Origin of the sequence: Natrononativus amylolyticus, from assembly GCF_024362525.1 — an archaeon.
Lineage (GTDB): Archaea > Halobacteriota > Halobacteria > Halobacteriales > Natrialbaceae > Natrononativus > Natrononativus amylolyticus.
This window is the reverse complement of record NZ_CP101458.1, coordinates 1,329,820-1,344,521: the sequence shown is the minus strand read 5'-3', so window position 1 is coordinate 1,344,521 and position 14,702 is coordinate 1,329,820. Positions and strand designations below refer to the sequence as shown.

General features: G+C 68.2%; 20 protein-coding genes. 7 read left to right on the top strand and 13 right to left on the bottom strand.

Annotated features, from left to right (window positions below; all coding sequences use genetic code 11):
- The 3 genes from NMQ11_RS07065 to NMQ11_RS07055 form a co-directional block, all read right to left on the bottom strand.
- The gene (locus NMQ11_RS07065) at positions 1–984 is read right to left on the bottom strand and encodes an AAA family ATPase (RefSeq protein ID WP_255170704.1); all 984 of its coding nucleotides are present in this window, start codon (positions 982–984) and stop codon (positions 1–3) included.
- Between the two features lie 267 nt (positions 985–1,251).
- Positions 1,252–1,446 (bottom strand): cold-shock protein, encoded by a 195-nt coding sequence (locus NMQ11_RS07060; RefSeq protein WP_207591961.1) that lies wholly within the window; start codon positions 1,444–1,446, stop codon positions 1,252–1,254.
- 73 nt (positions 1,447–1,519) lie between these two features.
- Entirely contained in the window at positions 1,520–1,738 is a 219-nt protein-coding gene (locus NMQ11_RS07055) for a DUF7573 domain-containing protein (RefSeq protein ID WP_255170703.1), read from the bottom strand.
- Between the two features lie 86 nt (positions 1,739–1,824).
- On the opposite strand from NMQ11_RS07055, the gene NMQ11_RS07050 reads away from it, so the two are divergent.
- Positions 1,825–2,016 carry a DUF8024 family protein gene (locus NMQ11_RS07050; RefSeq protein WP_255170702.1) on the top strand — a complete coding sequence of 64 codons (192 nt, stop codon included), beginning with the start codon at positions 1,825–1,827 and terminating at the stop codon, positions 2,014–2,016.
- 25 nt (positions 2,017–2,041) lie between these two features.
- Here the strand turns inward: NMQ11_RS07050 and NMQ11_RS07045 are convergent, their stop codons facing one another.
- Together NMQ11_RS07045 and NMQ11_RS07040 are read right to left on the bottom strand one after the other, a co-directional pair.
- Positions 2,042–3,064: a 5,10-methylenetetrahydromethanopterin reductase gene (locus NMQ11_RS07045; protein ID WP_255170701.1), complete on the bottom strand. Its 1,023-nt coding sequence runs from the start codon at positions 3,062–3,064 to the stop codon at positions 2,042–2,044.
- Positions 3,061–3,831 carry a coenzyme F420-0:L-glutamate ligase gene (locus tag NMQ11_RS07040; protein WP_255170700.1) on the bottom strand — a complete coding sequence of 257 codons (771 nt, stop codon included), beginning with the start codon at positions 3,829–3,831 and terminating at the stop codon, positions 3,061–3,063. Before NMQ11_RS07040 ends, NMQ11_RS07045 begins: the two co-directional genes overlap by 4 nt.
- Positions 3,832–3,932: 101 nt before the next feature.
- Between NMQ11_RS07040 and NMQ11_RS07035 the strand changes: the two genes are divergently transcribed.
- The 3 genes from NMQ11_RS07035 to NMQ11_RS07025 all read left to right on the top strand — a co-directional run bounded on the left by NMQ11_RS07035 (position 3,933) and on the right by NMQ11_RS07025 (position 6,967).
- Positions 3,933–5,318: an eIF2B alpha/beta/delta subunit family protein gene (locus NMQ11_RS07035; RefSeq protein WP_255170699.1), complete on the top strand. Its 1,386-nt coding sequence runs from the start codon at positions 3,933–3,935 to the stop codon at positions 5,316–5,318.
- 152 nt (positions 5,319–5,470) lie between these two features.
- Positions 5,471–6,400, top strand: a complete 930-nt coding sequence (gene ddh / locus NMQ11_RS07030) for a D-2-hydroxyacid dehydrogenase (RefSeq protein WP_255170698.1) — start codon at positions 5,471–5,473, stop codon at positions 6,398–6,400.
- Between the two features lie 96 nt (positions 6,401–6,496).
- On the top strand, positions 6,497–6,967 hold the full coding sequence (locus tag NMQ11_RS07025) for a GNAT family N-acetyltransferase (protein ID WP_255170697.1): 471 nt from the start codon (positions 6,497–6,499) through the stop codon (positions 6,965–6,967).
- A gap of 256 nt (positions 6,968–7,223) precedes the next feature.
- Here NMQ11_RS07025 and engB read toward each other — a convergent pair whose 3' ends face one another.
- Positions 7,224–7,841 (bottom strand): GTP-binding protein EngB, encoded by a 618-nt coding sequence (gene engB / locus NMQ11_RS07020; RefSeq protein WP_255170696.1) that lies wholly within the window; start codon positions 7,839–7,841, stop codon positions 7,224–7,226.
- Between the two features lie 130 nt (positions 7,842–7,971).
- On the opposite strand from engB, the gene NMQ11_RS07015 reads away from it, so the two are divergent.
- The gene (locus NMQ11_RS07015; RefSeq protein WP_255170695.1) at positions 7,972–9,264 is read left to right on the top strand and encodes a TIGR00341 family protein; all 1,293 of its coding nucleotides are present in this window, start codon (positions 7,972–7,974) and stop codon (positions 9,262–9,264) included.
- A gap of 44 nt (positions 9,265–9,308) precedes the next feature.
- Here the strand turns inward: NMQ11_RS07015 and NMQ11_RS07010 are convergent, their stop codons facing one another.
- Positions 9,309–10,292 carry an NOG1 family protein gene (locus tag NMQ11_RS07010; protein ID WP_255170694.1) on the bottom strand — a complete coding sequence of 328 codons (984 nt, stop codon included), beginning with the start codon at positions 10,290–10,292 and terminating at the stop codon, positions 9,309–9,311.
- Positions 10,293–10,480: 188 nt separating this feature from the next.
- Between NMQ11_RS07010 and NMQ11_RS07005 the strand changes: the two genes are divergently transcribed.
- Complete coding sequence (locus NMQ11_RS07005) at positions 10,481–10,840, top strand: DUF5518 domain-containing protein (protein ID WP_255170693.1); 360 nt, start codon at positions 10,481–10,483, stop codon at positions 10,838–10,840.
- Positions 10,841–10,858: 18 nt separating this feature from the next.
- Here the strand turns inward: NMQ11_RS07005 and hisE are convergent, their stop codons facing one another.
- The 4 genes from hisE to NMQ11_RS06985 form a co-directional block, all read right to left on the bottom strand.
- On the bottom strand, positions 10,859–11,176 hold the full coding sequence (hisE, locus tag NMQ11_RS07000) for a phosphoribosyl-ATP diphosphatase (protein WP_255170692.1): 318 nt from the start codon (positions 11,174–11,176) through the stop codon (positions 10,859–10,861).
- The gene (locus tag NMQ11_RS06995) at positions 11,177–11,638 is read right to left on the bottom strand and encodes a bifunctional nuclease family protein (RefSeq protein ID WP_255170691.1); all 462 of its coding nucleotides are present in this window, start codon (positions 11,636–11,638) and stop codon (positions 11,177–11,179) included.
- Positions 11,639–11,719: 81 nt separating this feature from the next.
- A complete protein-coding gene (gene pdxT / locus NMQ11_RS06990) occupies positions 11,720–12,334 on the bottom strand; it encodes a pyridoxal 5'-phosphate synthase glutaminase subunit PdxT (protein WP_255170690.1) in 615 nt (204 codons plus the stop codon).
- A 132-nt stretch (positions 12,335–12,466) separates the two neighbouring features.
- Positions 12,467–12,628 (bottom strand): preprotein translocase subunit Sec61beta, encoded by a 162-nt coding sequence (locus NMQ11_RS06985; protein WP_255170689.1) that lies wholly within the window; start codon positions 12,626–12,628, stop codon positions 12,467–12,469.
- Between the two features lie 139 nt (positions 12,629–12,767).
- Here NMQ11_RS06985 and NMQ11_RS06980 point away from each other — a divergent pair, with 139 nt between their 5' ends.
- Entirely contained in the window at positions 12,768–13,037 is a 270-nt protein-coding gene (locus NMQ11_RS06980; protein ID WP_255170688.1) for a thioredoxin family protein, read from the top strand.
- Between the two features lie 350 nt (positions 13,038–13,387).
- Here the strand turns inward: NMQ11_RS06980 and npdG are convergent, their stop codons facing one another.
- Together npdG and NMQ11_RS06970 are read right to left on the bottom strand one after the other, a co-directional pair.
- Positions 13,388–14,056 (bottom strand): NADPH-dependent F420 reductase, encoded by a 669-nt coding sequence (gene npdG / locus NMQ11_RS06975; protein WP_255170687.1) that lies wholly within the window; start codon positions 14,054–14,056, stop codon positions 13,388–13,390.
- Between the two features lie 89 nt (positions 14,057–14,145).
- On the bottom strand, positions 14,146–14,634 hold the full coding sequence (locus NMQ11_RS06970; protein ID WP_255170686.1) for a VOC family protein: 489 nt from the start codon (positions 14,632–14,634) through the stop codon (positions 14,146–14,148).
- Positions 14,635–14,702: the final 68 nt, after the last annotated feature.

Below are 14,702 nucleotides of genomic sequence, written 5' to 3'. Positions count from 1 at the left end.
TCAGTCCACTCCGACGCGCGCCAGGGCGTCCTCGACGACCGCTTCGCCGTCGTGGTCGCGGCCGCTCGAGGAGGTCTTGATCCGGTGACTCAGGACGACCGGCGCCTCCGCCTGGACGTCGTCGGGGACGACGTAGTCGCGGCCGTCGAGGACGGCCCGCGCCTGCGCCGCCCGGAGGAGCGCGATCGTCCCGCGGGGGCTCGCGCCGATCGTGGCGTTCTCGCGGGTGTAGCCGACCAGTCGGGTCGCGTACTCGCGAATCGGCTCCTTGACCAGCACCTGCGCGACGGTCTCGCGGGCGCGGACGACCGTCTCGAGGTCGGTCACCGGCTCGAGATCCTCGATCGGGTGGTGGCCGACGGTCCGGCCGAGCATCTCCGACTCCTCGTCGACGTCGGGGTAACCCAGCTCGAGCTTCTTCATGAACCGGTCGAGTTCGGCGAACGGCAGCTCGTAGGTCCGGTTGGGCTCGACGGCGTTCTGCGTCGCGATCACGGTGAAGGGGTTCGGCAGCGCCCGGGTCGTGCCGTCGACGGTGACCTGCTGTTCTTCCATCGCCTCGAGCAGCGCCGACTGGGTCTTCGGGGGCGCGCGGTTGATCTCGTCGCCGAGTACCATGTTGGCGAAGACGGGACCGGGCTGGAACTCGAACTCGCGGGTCTTCTGGTTGAAGACGTTGACGCCGGTGATGTCGGAGGGGAGGAGGTCGGGAGTGAACTGCACTCGCCGGAACGTACAGTCGACGGAGGTCGCGATCGAGCGCGCGAGCATCGTCTTCCCAACTCCGGGAACGTCGTCGAGGAGGACGTGTCCGCGTGCGAGAACCGCCGTGACGACGTGTTCGATCTCGTCGTCGTGTCCGACGATCACGTCGGCGACGTTGGATTCGACCGCGGCGGAGAGCGATGCCACCTCGTCGACCGAGAGCGGATCGACCGACGTCGACTCTCGTCTCGTCTGGGATGGCGGGTTGGCGTCGGTCATAGATTGAGTTGCGTGACGCCGGTGTAGCGGGACATTCTCAGCGGACGTCTCATTAGTATGCCATCAGGGGTTGATTGACATATGTTTTGTGTCGTTCTCGTCGAACGTTTGTCTCGATGAGTGATCGGTCCCGCTGCTCGGACGTAACGATCGTATATCCACGCCGGAGCCATTATAGCTCACACTCCCGGCAACGGCTCGTCGGTCACACGAGTGGCGCCGCTCCCGGCCGTAACTGTGATAAAATCGAGCCGCCGTCGAACCGGTTTAGAGGCGTTCGACGTTGGTTGCGCGCGGGCCCTTGTCGGCCTGCTCGATGTCGAACTCCACCTCCTGGCCCTCCTCGAGGTCTGGACCGCCGACGTCTTCCATGTGGAAGAACACGTCGTCGTCCGCGTCGTCTGTCTCAATGAATCCGTAACCGCCAGTGTCGTTAAAGAACGCGACCGTACCTTTCGCCATTGCAGTTCTACAAAGCCCCGACTGGGCTATAAAGGTTCTGGAGGATTCGCCACAACGAATTTCGGAGGCAGCTTCACCACTCCTTGCACGCGGGACAGACGACGCCACCGGAGTGCCACCAGACGCGCTCGGTCGTCTCTCCGCACTCGTCGCAGGTGTACGACCCCCAGCCGTAGGCCGGCGTCGCGGGCTCGACCGACTCGACGGTCCCGTCCTCGTTCTCGTCCGTGGGGCCGGTCGTAGACGTCTCGTCCGTGGATGCGAACTCCTCGAGGGTCCGATCTTCGCTCACGCTCGCAGCTACGGGCGGTTCGCTGAAGACCGTTTTCCTCTCCGACGATCGGCACGGCCAAGTACTCGGGGTGAGAACCCTCGCGCATGGAACCCGTCCCGCTGAACGTCATCGTGGACAACATCATCGAGATGAACGAGTACTTCTCCGACGTCGCCATGGGCGAGGGTCTCGCGCCGCTGCTCGTCGCCGTCGGCACGATCATCATCGTGTTCACCCTCGGCGTCTTCGGCTACCTCACGCTGGGTGCGGCGACGAGTCTCGTCTCGCTCGAGTAACGCGCGGCTTTCGGACTCCCTCTCTCTACTCGAGCGACGCGAGCGCCTCGCCCGCCCGTTCGATCGCATCCTCGAGATCCGGCCCCAGCGGCGAGCCGACGACGATGCCGTCGACGTGTTCGGCCATCGCCGCGAACCGCTCTGCGACGCTCTCGGTCGTCCCCGCCACGGCGAAGGCGTCGATCATCTCGGGGGTCACGCGCTCGAACGCCTCGCCGAGCTCTCCGCCCTCGATGGCCTCGCTCACCGCGCTCGCGGCGTCGCGGTCGATGTCGTGGCGCTCGAGGACCGGCTCTGCGGCCCCGCCGGCGATGAACGCCACCGGCGGGCGGGCGGCCTCGCGGGCCGCGTCCTCGTCGTCGGCGACGCTCACGCTGGCGAACGCGAGCGCCTCGAAGGGGTGGCCGTGCTCCCCGCTTGACCGGGCCGCACGCTGCGCCTCGCGCTCCTCGAGTCCCTCCGCCACCCGCGCGGCGGCCCACTCGAGGTCGTCGGGGTGGGCGGCGTTGATCAGGGCGCCGTCGGCGTGTTTCGCGCTCATCCGGAGCATGTGGGGGCCCTGGGCGCCGACGTACACCGGGATCTCCCGTGAATCCATGTTGAGTGAGGCGTCCCGCGCGAGGAACGTCCCGTCGTGGCTCACCGTCTCCCCGGCCCAGAGGTCGCGGGCGACCGAGAAGGACTCGAGCACCCGCCGGAGGGGACGGTCGTGCTCGAGTCCGAGGTTCGCGAGCGCCGAGCGGTCGCCGGCGCCGATCCCGAAGACGGCGCGGCCGTCGCTGACCTCGTCGATGGTCGCGGTGCGGCCAGCGAGGGTCACCGGGTGGCTCTCGTAGGGGTTGACGATCCCCGGTCCCAGCTCGATCTCCTCGGTCGCCTCGGCCATCCGAGAGAGGGTGACGAACGGGTCGCGGTTGAAGTAGTGGCTGCTCGCGAACGCGACGTCGTACCCCACGTGCTCGGCGCGGGCGGCAAGCGCCGCGAGCCGGTCCGGCGGGTGTTCCGGGGTGAGTTCCACCCCCCACGCGAACGAGTCCGACGCCGTCATGGCTCGTACTCCCACTCCCTGAGCGCGTGGCGGACGAAATCGGTCTCGACCTCCCTGAACAGCTGGTCGCTACCCTCGAGGTCGCCGAAGCTCCAGTCGCGGACGACGACCGCGGGGGTGCCGTCGGCCCCTTCGCCGGTGACGAGGTTCGCGGCGGAGGCGAGTTCGTCGACCACCGACTGGACGGTGACGCCGAGTTCGCGGCCGTCGCGGTCGCGCTCGCCCCGCCAGTCCCGGCTCGCGGGCATGCCGGCCCAGCCGAGGGCGACCCCGCGCTGGCCGTGGCGAAACGGCCGCCCGCAGGTGTCGGTGACGATCACGGCGACGTCCTCGAGGCCCGTCGCAAGCAACCCGCCGCGGAGCCGCTCGGCGCTCTCGGTCGGCCGCGTCGGCAGGAGGAGGAGGTCGTGGTCGGGGACGTTCGAACGGTCGATCCCCGCGTTCACGCAGACGTGGCCGAAGCGGGTTTCGGTGAGCAGGAACGGGGCGTCCATCAGGAGTTCGGTGCTCTCCTCGAGGACCGCCTGGGCAAACCGCGGGTCCTTCTCGTCGCCGGTGAGCTCCTCGAGTCGACCCGCGATCTCGCGGGCGCGGGGGCTCGCCGGGAAGTCGGCCAGGTCGAACGCCCTGCCCTCGGCCTTCGAGACGACCGTGCTCGCGACGGTCACGACGTCGCCCTCGGCGAGGTCGGCCCGGTCTGCGATCAGCGCGGCGAGGTCGTCGCCGGGGCGGATCTCCGGGAGGTCCGCCACTGCGTGTAGCTCCATACTCGAGGGTCGGCCAGCGGGGTCAAAAGGGCACCGTCACCGGCGACCTCGACCGCCCGCCAGCCCGAAAACGATTCCCGGCTCTCTGCCGTCGTTCCGGTATGGACGAGCCGGGACCGGACTCGAGCGAACCGGACGGAAACGAGGAGACGCACGTCGTCACGGCCTTCCTCCGAAACCGCGGCGAGGTGCTCCTGTTGCGTCGGAGCGACGCCGTCGGGAGCTACGCGGGCCGGTGGGGCGGCGTCTCCGGGTTCGCCGAGGGCGACCCGGACGAGCAGGTCCGCGTCGAGATCGAAGAGGAGACCGGCGTCGAGGCGCGCGGCGATTCGCGCGACGTCGAGTTCGTCCGCTCGAGTCGGCCCGTCCGCGCGAGCGACCCGGACCTCGAGCGCGAGTGGATCGTTCACCCGTACCTGTTCGACTGCGACTCCCGCGAGGTCGCGCTGAGCGAGGAGCACGACGCCCTCGAGTGGGCCCCACCGCCGGCGATGCTGACCGAGTCCGACACCGTCCCGAAGCTCTGGGAGGCCTACGAGCGCGTCGCCCCCACGGTGCGGTCGATCGCCGCCGACGACGACCACGGCGCCGCGTACCTGTCGGTGCGGGCGCTCGAGACACTCCGCGACCGGGCGGGACTGCTCGCGGCGGAGCGCGAGGCGCCACCGGCGCCTCGGAACGACGAGCGGCGGTGCCGCGAGCGCGACGGGGATCCGGAGGCCGAGTGGGACGAACTCGCCGCCCTCGCGAAGCGGCTGCTCGAGGCCCGGCCGTCGATGGCGGTCCTTCGAAACCGGGTCAACCGGGCGATGGCGGCGGCCGATGGCGAGGGGGGAGCCGGTGACGCCCCCGACGCGGGGGCGGTCCTCGAGTCGGCGACCTCCGGAATCGAGCGGGCGCTCGAGGCCGACGAGGCGGCGGCCCGCGAGGCAGCCGAACGACTCTCGGGACCCGCCATGACGCTCTCCCGGTCGGGAACGGTGCTCGAGGCGCTCCGCGAGGGTGACCTCGACCGGCTGTACGTCGCCGAATCCCGCCCGGAGCGGGAGGGTGTCGGCGTGGCAGAAGCGCTGGCCGACGACGTCCCGGTAACCCTGCACACCGACGCGGCGGCGGCCCACCTGCTCGCCCGCGAGGCGGTCGACCGGGTCGTCGTCGGCGCCGACACCGTGCTCCCCGACGGGCGGGTGGTGAACAAGACCGGCAGCCGCGGACTGGCGGTCGCGGCCGCCCGCGAGGGGGTTCCGGTGTCGGTCGTCACCGCGACGGACAAGGTGTCCTCCCGGGCGGAGTACTCCCTCGAGTCCGGATCGAGGGTGGCGGTGTACGACGGCGACGCGGCCGTCGACGTCGCGAACCCCACCTTCGACGTGACGCCCGCCGACTGCGTCTCCGAACTACTGACCGAGCGCGGTGCGCTCGAGCCGGCGGCTGTCGAGCGGGTCGCCGACGAGTTGCGGGACCTCGAGGGCTGGCGGGAGTCCTGAAACGACAGACGGAAACCGGCCGCGGCCGTACCCCGGAGCGGGCGGCGGTGACGAGCAGTTACCCCCACTGAGCCCCTTGTGACGAGGCCTTTTCCCGAGCCGCCCTTCCGCCGGGGCGAAGGTTCAACACCGACTCCTGCGTAGCGCCAGCCATGAAGCAGACGATCCAGCGCCTCGGCGTTCACGACTCCGTTTCGGCGGTGTTCCCGCCGGCCGAACTCGCCGCCTCGCTCGCCGACCTGCCGGTCGACGTCGACGTGATCTCCGACGACGAGATCGACGCCTGTGACGCCGTCGTCACCCTCGCACACCGCGAGGCCTTCGCCGACCTCGCGTGGGTTCACTCGATTCAGGCGGGTGTCGACCGGTTCCCGTTCGAAACCTTCGACGAGCGGGGGGTGATCCTCACGAACAGCACCGGCATCCACGACCGGACCATCGGCGAGACGGTCGCGGGGTTCCTGCTCGCGTTCTCCCGGCGGCTCCACCGCCACGTCGCCAACCAGCAGGACCGCCGCTGGGAGCGCCCGGCCTGGGACGAGGCGTTTACCCTCCCCGGGTCGACCGCTTGCGTCGCCGGCACCGGCACGCTCGGGCAGGGGGTCGCCGACGTCGTCGGCTCCCTCGGCGTCCGGATGACCGGCGTTCGCCGCTCGGCCGAGCCGGTGCCGGGCTTCGAGGACGTGTACGCGAGCACGGACCTCGAGACGGCGGTCGCCGACGCCGAGTTCGTCGTCTCGACGCTGCCGCTGACCGACGAGACGCACCACCTCTTCGACGCGGCCGCGTTCGACGCCATGCGCGACGACGCCTACTTCGTCAACGTCGGCCGCGGTTCGGTCGTCGACGAGGACGCGCTGACCCGCGCCCTCGAGGCCGGCCGGCTCGCGGGGGCGGCGCTGGACGTCTTCGAGACCGAGCCGCTGCCCGAGGAGTCGCCGCTGTGGGGGATGGACGAGGTGATCGTCACGCCCCACTGTGCGGCCTACACCCGCGATTACTACCGCGACGTGGGCGAGATCGTCCGCGAGAACGTCGGACGACTCGAGGACGGCGAGGACCTCTACAACCGGGTGGTCTGACCCGTCCGGGCACCGGCGGAGCGACGCGGACTCGAAACCCCGCGGGCCGACCTGCCCGACCGATACGTTCCTGTGGGGCGCGCGCGTCGTTCCGCCATGGTCACGATCCGCCCCGCTCGAGCCGGCGACGGCGAGGAACTCGTCACCGTCCACGTCGCCGCCATCCGCGAACTGGGTTCGACGGCCTACGACGACGAGCAGATCGACGCCTGGGCGGCGGGGAAGGACCCGGAGGCGTATCCGACGGGGAATCCGGACGCGACCTTCGTCGTCGCCGAGCGAGACGGCCGGGTCGTCGGTTTCGGCCACCTCCAGCGCGACGAGCGCGAGGTGCAGGCCGTCTACGTCCGCCCCGACCACGCCGGCCGGGGGATCGGCCGCGCGCTCCTCCGTCACCTCGAGGCGACGGCCCGCGAGGCGGGGCTCGACTGGCTCACGCTCGTCGCCTCGAAGAACGCCGTCGGCTTCTACGAACGCTGCGGCTGGGACCGACTCGAGACGGTGGATCACGAGTCGACCGGCGGGGTGGTGCTCGAGTGCGTGCGGATGGAGCGGAGGCTCGCGTAGCGGTTTCGACTCCGCTACCCGGCCGTATTACCGAGAATTGCTGTTCTAGAAGTCTATCAGAATAGGCAAATATTTGTGACGAGACGTCTCGTTCTCCCCATGGAAACGATCGGCTTCGTCGTCGCGGTCACGTTCGCGTTCGCCTGTCTCTACGCAATCCTTCGACTGCTGTGGGACGACGAGATGCCGAACCCGATCGGCTGAGACATCGCGGTCGCGTGAGCGCAACCGCGACAGACCGTAGCGAAAACGGTCGTTAGAAGAATTTGAACAGGTCGTCCCGCCCGTGCTCGTGCAGGTGGGTCCGGACCGCCTCGGTCAGCGGCTCGATCTGTCCCCGCTTGGCGGTGATGGGAGCGATCGTGTCCCGCCACTGCTTCCAGGGCGGGTAGAGCCCGAGCCGGTCGCAGAGCTCGTCCAGCCGCTCGTCGCGGTCGTCGACCTTGTCCATCTTGTTGACCGCGACGACCGTGGGGATCTCGAGCTCCCGGAGAAAGTGAAACATCTCCACGTCGTAGGGGATGGAGTCGGGACCCGAGTGGCGGTCGATGATGTCGACCGCGCTCTTGCCGTCGACGACGACGACGGCGACGAGGATGTTGTCGGCGTACTCCTCTATGTACTGGACGATGGCGGTCTTGATCTGCTCCTGGCGGTCGCGCTCGACGCCGCTCATGAACCCGAAGCCGGGGAGATCGGTGAGCACGAAGTCCTCGGCGGCCCAGTCGTAGTGGTTGGGCTCGCGGGTCACGCCCGGTTTCCCGCCGGTGTCGAAGCTGTGGCCGGTGAGTTCGCGCATGAGCGTCGACTTGCCGACGTTCGAGCGGCCGACGAGAACGACCTCCGCGTCGCGGTTCGGACGGGTATCGAACATGGGTTGGCTACGCGAGGCGGCGGTAATAAGACCGCCGAGGTGGCTGCGGGGGACGCGGCGGCGAACGGTCGTCGTCGCCGCGCTGTCGACTTCCCCGCAGTTATAACGGTGGCCGTGGTCTGTCCCGGCAGTGCGGCTCGTACAGCTGATGATCCCGACGGGGGCACGCGAAACGATCCTCGAGCGCCTCGAGGAGCAGGACATCGACTACGTCGTCACCGACGAGACCAGCGGCCGCGAGTACACCGGCGTAGTGTACTTCCCGCTGCCGGCGGCCGCCGTCGAGCCCGTCCTCGACTCTTTACACGAGGAGCGACTCGACGAGGACGCCTACACCGTCGTCGTCGACGCCGAGACGGTGATCTCGCGGAAGTTCGATGACCTGCGCGAGAAGTACGACAACGGCGACGTCGAGTCGGACCGGATCTCGCGCCAGGAGCTCCAGGCGGAGGCCCGATCGCTGACGCCGACGTTCGGCATCTACACGACGATGACCGTCGTGAGCGCGATCGTCGCGACGGCCGGGCTGTTGCTCGACTCGCCGGCGGTCGTCGTCGGCTCGATGGTGATCGCGCCGCTGATCGGGCCGGCGCTGGGCGCGAGCGTCGGCTCGGTGATCGACGACGAGGAGCTGTTCACCCAGAGCATGAAGTATCAGCTCATCGGCGTGGTGATCGCGATCGGATCGGCGGCGGTGTTCGCCTGGCTGGTCAGGGTGACCAACATCGTGCCGCCGGGGCTGAACATCGCCGAGGTCGACGAGATCTCCGAGCGACTCGCACCCGACCTGCTCTCGCTCGCGGTCGCCCTCGGCGCCGGCGTCGCCGGCATCGTGAGCATCTCGACGGGGATCTCGGTCGCGCTCGTCGGCGTCATGATCGCCGCGGCGTTGATTCCGCCGGCCGCCGCGGCGGGGATCGCCATCGCCTGGGGGAACCCGTCGGCGGCGATCGGATCGACCGCGCTCGTCTTCGTCAACGTGCTCTCGGTGAACCTCGCCGGACTGCTGACGCTGTGGTACGCCGGCTACCGTCCCGAGAACCTGTTCGAACTCGGCCCCACTCAGGAGCGCGTTCGAAAGCGGATCGTCGCCCTCGCGCTGATCGTGTTGCTGTTCTCGGTGCTTCTCGGCGGCATCACCTACAACTCCTATGTGAACGCCTCCTTCGAGGAGGACGCCCGCGACGAGGCCCAGATCGTCCTCGAGGACGAGGCCTACGAGGAGTACGTCTTCCTCTCGCTCGAGACCCAGATGGACGACGACTACCCGCTTCGCGGTCCCGAACGGGTGATCGTCACCGTTGGCGGTCCGCCGGGTGAGATCGACCAGGAGCTCGCGGACATCCTCCACGAGCGCATCGCCCAGGACGGCTACGAGGACGTCACCGTCGAGATTCGGTACGTCAATATGGTCGAACGCTAACACCGGCTCCGTGCCGGCGGTGTCACCCGATCGGCAGACCGGGACTACCCCTCGAAGGGGAGTTGGGGCTCGTAGTCGATCGCCTCGACCGCCGCCTCGAGCACCGCCTGGACGTTCTCGCCAGTCTCGACGCTCATCTCGTAGTCGGCGTCGACGTCGGCCGTCCAGCGATCGCGCCGGTCGACCTTGTTCGCGACCGTGAACACCGGCTCCTCTTCGAACTGGGCCTCGATCGCGTCGCGAAGCTCGAGCTGTGACTCGAGCGGGTAGCCACACTCCCCGCTCGGATCGAGCAGGACGAGCACGCAGTCGCCGAGGTGCTCTAAGGCGCTGACGGCCTGGGATTCGATCTCGTTGCGCTCGTCGGGTTTGCGGTCGAGCAGCCCCGGCGTGTCGACGATCTGGTAGCGGATGTGGTCGTGTTCGAAGTGGCCCAGACCGATCCCCTTCGTCGTGAACGGGTAGGAGGCGGTCTCCCCGCGGGCGTTGGTGACGTCGTTGACGAACGACGATTTGCCGACGTTGGGGTAGCCGGCGACGACGATCGTCGGCTCTTCGGGGTCGATCTCTGGCAGGTCTCGCAGGTCGTTGCGCGCCCGGTTGATGTACAGCAGTTCGTCGTCGACCTGCTCGACGATGTCCGCGAGCCGGGCGAACGCTTGCTTGCGGTGCTTGCGGGCGGTGTCGACGTCGGTCTTGCGAAGCCGCGGCTGGTACTCTTCGTGGATCTCGCGGGCCTTGCGGCTGGCCCACATCACCTCCGAGAGGCTCTGTCGGAGCCTGTCGACGTCGACGATCGCGTCCGCGAGCTCGTAGTAGAAGGGGTGGACCTCGTCTTCGTACTCGAAGTCGGGCCACGCCGTGACGACGTTCTCCAGGTTGTCGGAGATGATGTTCGCCGCCGTCTGCAGCATCGACTGCTGGGCGTCGAGCCCCCACTGGGCGTTGCCCGCCCGTGCCGCTCGCGAGAACGCCTTGTCGATCAGCTCTTCCGACGTGGGCGTCGTCGGAAGGTCTTCGAAAATCATGTTTGCGGGTAGGGTGTCGGATCATAAAAGGCCACGCTTTGTCCTCGAGTGCCGGCGACGGTTGTCCGGGCGTTCTCGAGGCGATCACTTTCGGAGCGGCCTCGGGCGCCTTCGAGGCGCACGCCCCGTATAAGTGGTCGTCCCGTACGTGGGGTGTACTTTTAGCCGCTCGCGTCGTTCGGTTCTCTATGACAAACTGGCGCGCTGTCGGTATCGGCTTCGTGGCGGCGTTGGTGATCAGCATCTTCGGCATCGCCCTGCCGGGACTCGGCCAGCTCACCGCCGGTCTCGTCGGCGGCTTTCTGGCGGGCGCCATCGCCGGCGGTGGGCTCGCGAGGGGATTCTGGCACGGCCTGCTCGCCGGCGCCCTCGGCGGGATCATCGGCGGCCTGATCCTCGCGGTCGTCGTCGGTATCGTCGGGCTCTCGCTCGGCCCGGTCGGGCCGCTGGCGGGCCTCGGCGTGTTCGCCATCGCGGTCGTCGTCGCGATGATCATGGCCCTCGAGAGCGCCCTCGCCGGTGCGATCGGCGGGCTGGTAAACGCCTGAGAACCAGGTCGGAGCGGTCTACCGGCGGGTCTCGAGTTCCGCGCGGAGGTCCTCGAGGTCCAGCCCCTTCATCGAGAGCAACACGAGCAGGTGGTAGACGATGTCGGCGCTCTCGTGGGCGATCTCCTCGCGGTCGTCGTCCTTCGCAGCCAGCACGAGTTCGGTGGTCTCCTCGCCGAGTTTCTCGAGGACGGCGTTCTCCCCCTTCTCGTGGGTGAACAGCGAGGCGGTGTAGGAGCCCTCGGGAAGGGTTTCCTTGCGGTCCTCGATCACGTCGAAGAGGGCGGCGAGCGTCTCGTCGGCGGTCGGTTCGCGGGTCTGGTCGGTGTTCGTCATCTACAGCTCACTCGGAACGTCACGGATGTCTTCTAGCTCGGCGAACTTCTCGCTGTCGTCTCGGCCGCTCTCGAAGACGGACTCGGTGACCTCGATCGGGGCGTTCGTTCGGGCCGCGAGCGCGAGGGAGTCGCTCGGCCGGGCGTCGATCACGACCGAATCCCGCGGCGTCTCGACGTGGAGGTCGGCGATGTACGTGCCACCTTCGGCAGTCTCTTCGATCTCGCTGATGACCACGCGGTCGATCCGACCGCCGAGTTCCTCCATCACGTCGAGCAGGAGGTCGTGAGTCAGCGGTCGACCGATGTCCTCGGCCTCGAGCCCGCGGGCGATGCTCGTCGCCTCCTCGAAGCCGATGAAGATGGGGACGACGTCGCTCTCGCCGTCGACGGAGAGGACGAGCACCGGCACCGGTCCCTGTGGCGTGCCGGCGACGCGCACCGAATCGATGGCTGCGTTCATACATCGACCGATGTGAGCGAGCGAGAAAAGTCTGTACACTGCGATACTCTCCGAGCGTAACCGGCCGCAGCGTTGCGGTCGCTACTCGAGGAGCGCGTGTTCGCTTTCCGCCCGTTCGGCGCCGAAGAAGGCGAGTTCGTGCAGGCGGCTGTCGGCGGTCAGCTCCGGGTGAAACGACGTCGCGACGACCGGGCCGTCGCGGACGGCGACCGGGCGGCCGTCGACGCTCGCGAGGACGGCCGCCTCGCCGACCGAATCGATCACCGGCGCCCGGATGAACACCGCGGGGAAGGGGTCGTCCAGCCCGTCGATCTCCAGTGGCGCCTCGAAACTGTCCCTCTGCCGGCCGAAGGCGTTTCGCTCGACGGTGACGTCGACGAGTCCCAGCGTCTCGACCCGGTCGTCGCGGGCGTCGCTCGCGGCGACGATGAGCCCCGCACAGGTCGCGAGCAGCGGCTTGCCCGCCCGGACGTGCTCGCGGATCTCCGGCGCGATCCCCTCCTCGTGGAGGAGCCGCGAGATGGTCGTCGACTCCCCGCCGGGCATCGCGAGCAGGTCGCAGTCGGGGACGATTCCGGGGTCGCGAACCTCGCGCACCTCGAGTTCCCGTTCACGATCGGCACCCGCACGTCGGATTGCCGCCGCGTGCTCGGCGACGTTCCCCTGGACGGCGACGACGCCTGCAACCAGTGTCATGTACCGAGTATGGCGCGGGTATCGGAAAAAGCTCGCGGCAGCTGCGTCGGCTCCGCGGCGCTCGGTCGACACGTCAAAGAAAGCAGCGGCTGTCTGACCCGGATCGGCTCGTGACCGGCGGGTACCGCGGCTCTACGAGACGAACGTCAGCAGCTGTACGAGCAGGCCCATCAGGATGCCGAACGCGATCACCGTCTTTGGGTCGATACGGATCGCGTTCGAGTCCTCGGCGTCGAAGTACCGGACGAGTCCGGCACTGGACATCAGCCCACCGGTGTTCTGTCCTCTGTCCATACCGTCCGTTGTGCGCCCCTCGAACTAAAGCTTTCGACGCCGCTCGCCCGCCCTCGCCGGGGTCGGCTCCGGGCTCGCGGCAAGCGCACACGGGTGGGAAACCCTTATGCGCGCCCGGCGGAAACTACCGGTGAACGGCATGACTGTTACGCTCAAGGATTTCTACGCGGACTGGTGTGGCCCCTGCAAGACCCAGGATCCGATCCTCGAGGAGCTCGAGGACGACTGGGACGGTCGGTTCGAGGTCGAGAAGGTGAACGTCGACGAACAGCAGGACGTCGCCAACGAGTACCAGGTGCGGTCGCTGCCGACGCTGATCATCGAGAACGACGACGGCGTCGTCGAGCGCTTCGTCGGCGTCACCCAGCGAGAGGACATCGAACAGGCGCTCGAGTCGGCCGGTGCGTAGCGTCGGACGGTTCGTCTCACTTCCCGTCTCGATTCCCGGCAGCGGCCGGCCGGCGGCCTGATTGTGCAGGCTCTGCTCGCTATATTCTGGTGTTTTTGGAAAATAGTTCTGTCGGGTACTCCGGTATACGGTACTGTCCGTACATGAGCGAACGACGCAACGACGCCGTTCGCGACAGTTCAGATTCCGAACACAGATTCTCCCCCCGGGGTTCACAACGGACGTCGACGGCGTCGTCGATTCGGGCCAGCCCGTCCTCGCCGGAGTAGGCGGTGATCGCCTCGTACTCCGTCTCGAGGTCGATAACTGATTGCGAGCAACCGACGCTACGTCTTCTACTTTCAACCTTCTCAGTGGAAGGTGACGCCGACGTCGTGCATGTCGTCGTTGTACCTGGCGATGTTGATGACCAGCGGCGTGACGCTCTCGACTTCGGCGGCGTTGGCGATCGGCCCCGCGTCGAGGGCGCGGAGCCCGTCGATCCCCTCGGCGAGCAGCCGAACCGTCTCCTTCGCGTCGGGATCGTCGCCGACGAGCAGCGTGTCGAGCGAGAGGTCGACGTCGAGGTTGGCGAGCCGATCGGCAGCGAGGTTCTGGAAGGCGCCGACGACCGGCACGCCCTCGGGGGCGCGCTGGTCGACCAGGGCGGTGACGCTGCCCGCCGACGGCGGGTGGTAGTGGAGGCCGTCTTCGTCGCCTTTCATCCCGACCGCGGGCGTGACGAGGATCGTCTCCTCGTCGAGCTTTTCGGCGATCGCCTCGACGGTGTCGGCGACGTGGTACGGCGGGACGGCGAGGACGACGACGTCGGCCCGGTCCGCGGCCATCTCGTTGGTGAAGCCCTTGATCGCCGTCTCGACGCCGCGGCTGTCGAGTTCCGTCTCGTACTCCTCGGCCATCGTCCGGGCCTTCTCGGGGTCCCGCGAGCCGATGAGGATCTCGTGGTTCGTATCGAACGCCCACCGCAGCGCGAGTCCTTGCCCGATGTCGCCGGTTCCGCCGATCAGTGCGATTCGCATACCCGTATCTCGGGATGGAGGGTGAATAAATGGGGCGGAACGCGGTGGTATCGGCCGCCGCCCCGTCGCATTCCTCGAGCCCGCGACCGTCAGTACTCCCCCTGGTTCGCGTAGATCCGCTCGTGACCGTGGGTGTAGATCTCGAGGAGGTTCCCCCAGGGGTCCTTGCAGTAGGTCATCCGGTACTCCTGGTCGGGAAACAGCCTCCAGATCTCGGTGTGGTGTTCGCCACCGGCAGCGTCGATCTCCTCGGCCAGCGCCTCGATCTCGGGGTCGATCACGCAGACGTGGAAGTAGCCGGGCTCTCGCGGGTCCGGGTCGGCCTCGCCGCGGTCGGCGTCGAACTCGAACAGTTCGAAGCCGACCTGATTGCCGGTCGCCATGTGACCGATCCTGACGGTGTCGAACTCGCCGAGCACGTCCGCACACAGCCGCCCGATGTGTTCCTCGCCGTGGTCGATCTCGAGCGGCCCCATCACCGGCTCGAATCCGAGAACGTCCTCGTACCACGCCATCGCGCCGTCGATATCCGGGACCGTGACGCCGACGTGAGCCATTCCGCGCGGGTAGTCGTGCATGCCACACCGTCCACCGGCCGCGAAAAAGGGCCTTGTCCCTGCGGTGACACCCACCCATTTATGCCTCC

What these genes read in the sequence shown, in the direction of transcription:
- engB (WP_255170696.1), bottom strand. Translation starts at nt 7,841, where the DNA reads ATGTTCGATACCCGTCCGAACCGCGACGCGGAGGTCGTTCTCGTCGGC.
- npdG (WP_255170687.1), bottom strand. Translation starts at nt 14,056, where the DNA reads ATGCGAATCGCACTGATCGGCGGAACCGGCGACATCGGGCAAGGACTC.
- NMQ11_RS07050 (WP_255170702.1), top strand. Translation starts at nt 1,825, where the DNA reads ATGGAACCCGTCCCGCTGAACGTCATCGTGGACAACATCATCGAGATG.
- NMQ11_RS07040 (WP_255170700.1), bottom strand. Translation starts at nt 3,831, where the DNA reads ATGGAGCTACACGCAGTGGCGGACCTCCCGGAGATCCGCCCCGGCGAC.
- NMQ11_RS07005 (WP_255170693.1), top strand. Translation starts at nt 10,481, where the DNA reads ATGACAAACTGGCGCGCTGTCGGTATCGGCTTCGTGGCGGCGTTGGTG.
- NMQ11_RS06970 (WP_255170686.1), bottom strand. Translation starts at nt 14,634, where the DNA reads ATGCACGACTACCCGCGCGGAATGGCTCACGTCGGCGTCACGGTCCCG.
- ddh (WP_255170698.1), top strand. Translation starts at nt 5,471, where the DNA reads ATGAAGCAGACGATCCAGCGCCTCGGCGTTCACGACTCCGTTTCGGCG.
- NMQ11_RS07025 (WP_255170697.1), top strand. Translation starts at nt 6,497, where the DNA reads ATGGTCACGATCCGCCCCGCTCGAGCCGGCGACGGCGAGGAACTCGTC.
- NMQ11_RS07060 (WP_207591961.1), bottom strand. Translation starts at nt 1,446, where the DNA reads ATGGCGAAAGGTACGGTCGCGTTCTTTAACGACACTGGCGGTTACGGA.
- NMQ11_RS07035 (WP_255170699.1), top strand. Translation starts at nt 3,933, where the DNA reads ATGGACGAGCCGGGACCGGACTCGAGCGAACCGGACGGAAACGAGGAG.
- NMQ11_RS06995 (WP_255170691.1), bottom strand. Translation starts at nt 11,638, where the DNA reads ATGAACGCAGCCATCGATTCGGTGCGCGTCGCCGGCACGCCACAGGGA.
- hisE (WP_255170692.1), bottom strand. Translation starts at nt 11,176, where the DNA reads ATGACGAACACCGACCAGACCCGCGAACCGACCGCCGACGAGACGCTC.
- NMQ11_RS07045 (WP_255170701.1), bottom strand. Translation starts at nt 3,064, where the DNA reads ATGACGGCGTCGGACTCGTTCGCGTGGGGGGTGGAACTCACCCCGGAA.
- NMQ11_RS06985 (WP_255170689.1), bottom strand. Translation starts at nt 12,628, where the DNA reads ATGGACAGAGGACAGAACACCGGTGGGCTGATGTCCAGTGCCGGACTC.
- NMQ11_RS06980 (WP_255170688.1), top strand. Translation starts at nt 12,768, where the DNA reads ATGACTGTTACGCTCAAGGATTTCTACGCGGACTGGTGTGGCCCCTGC.
- NMQ11_RS07065 (WP_255170704.1), bottom strand. Translation starts at nt 984, where the DNA reads ATGACCGACGCCAACCCGCCATCCCAGACGAGACGAGAGTCGACGTCG.
- pdxT (WP_255170690.1), bottom strand. Translation starts at nt 12,334, where the DNA reads ATGACACTGGTTGCAGGCGTCGTCGCCGTCCAGGGGAACGTCGCCGAG.
- NMQ11_RS07010 (WP_255170694.1), bottom strand. Translation starts at nt 10,292, where the DNA reads ATGATTTTCGAAGACCTTCCGACGACGCCCACGTCGGAAGAGCTGATC.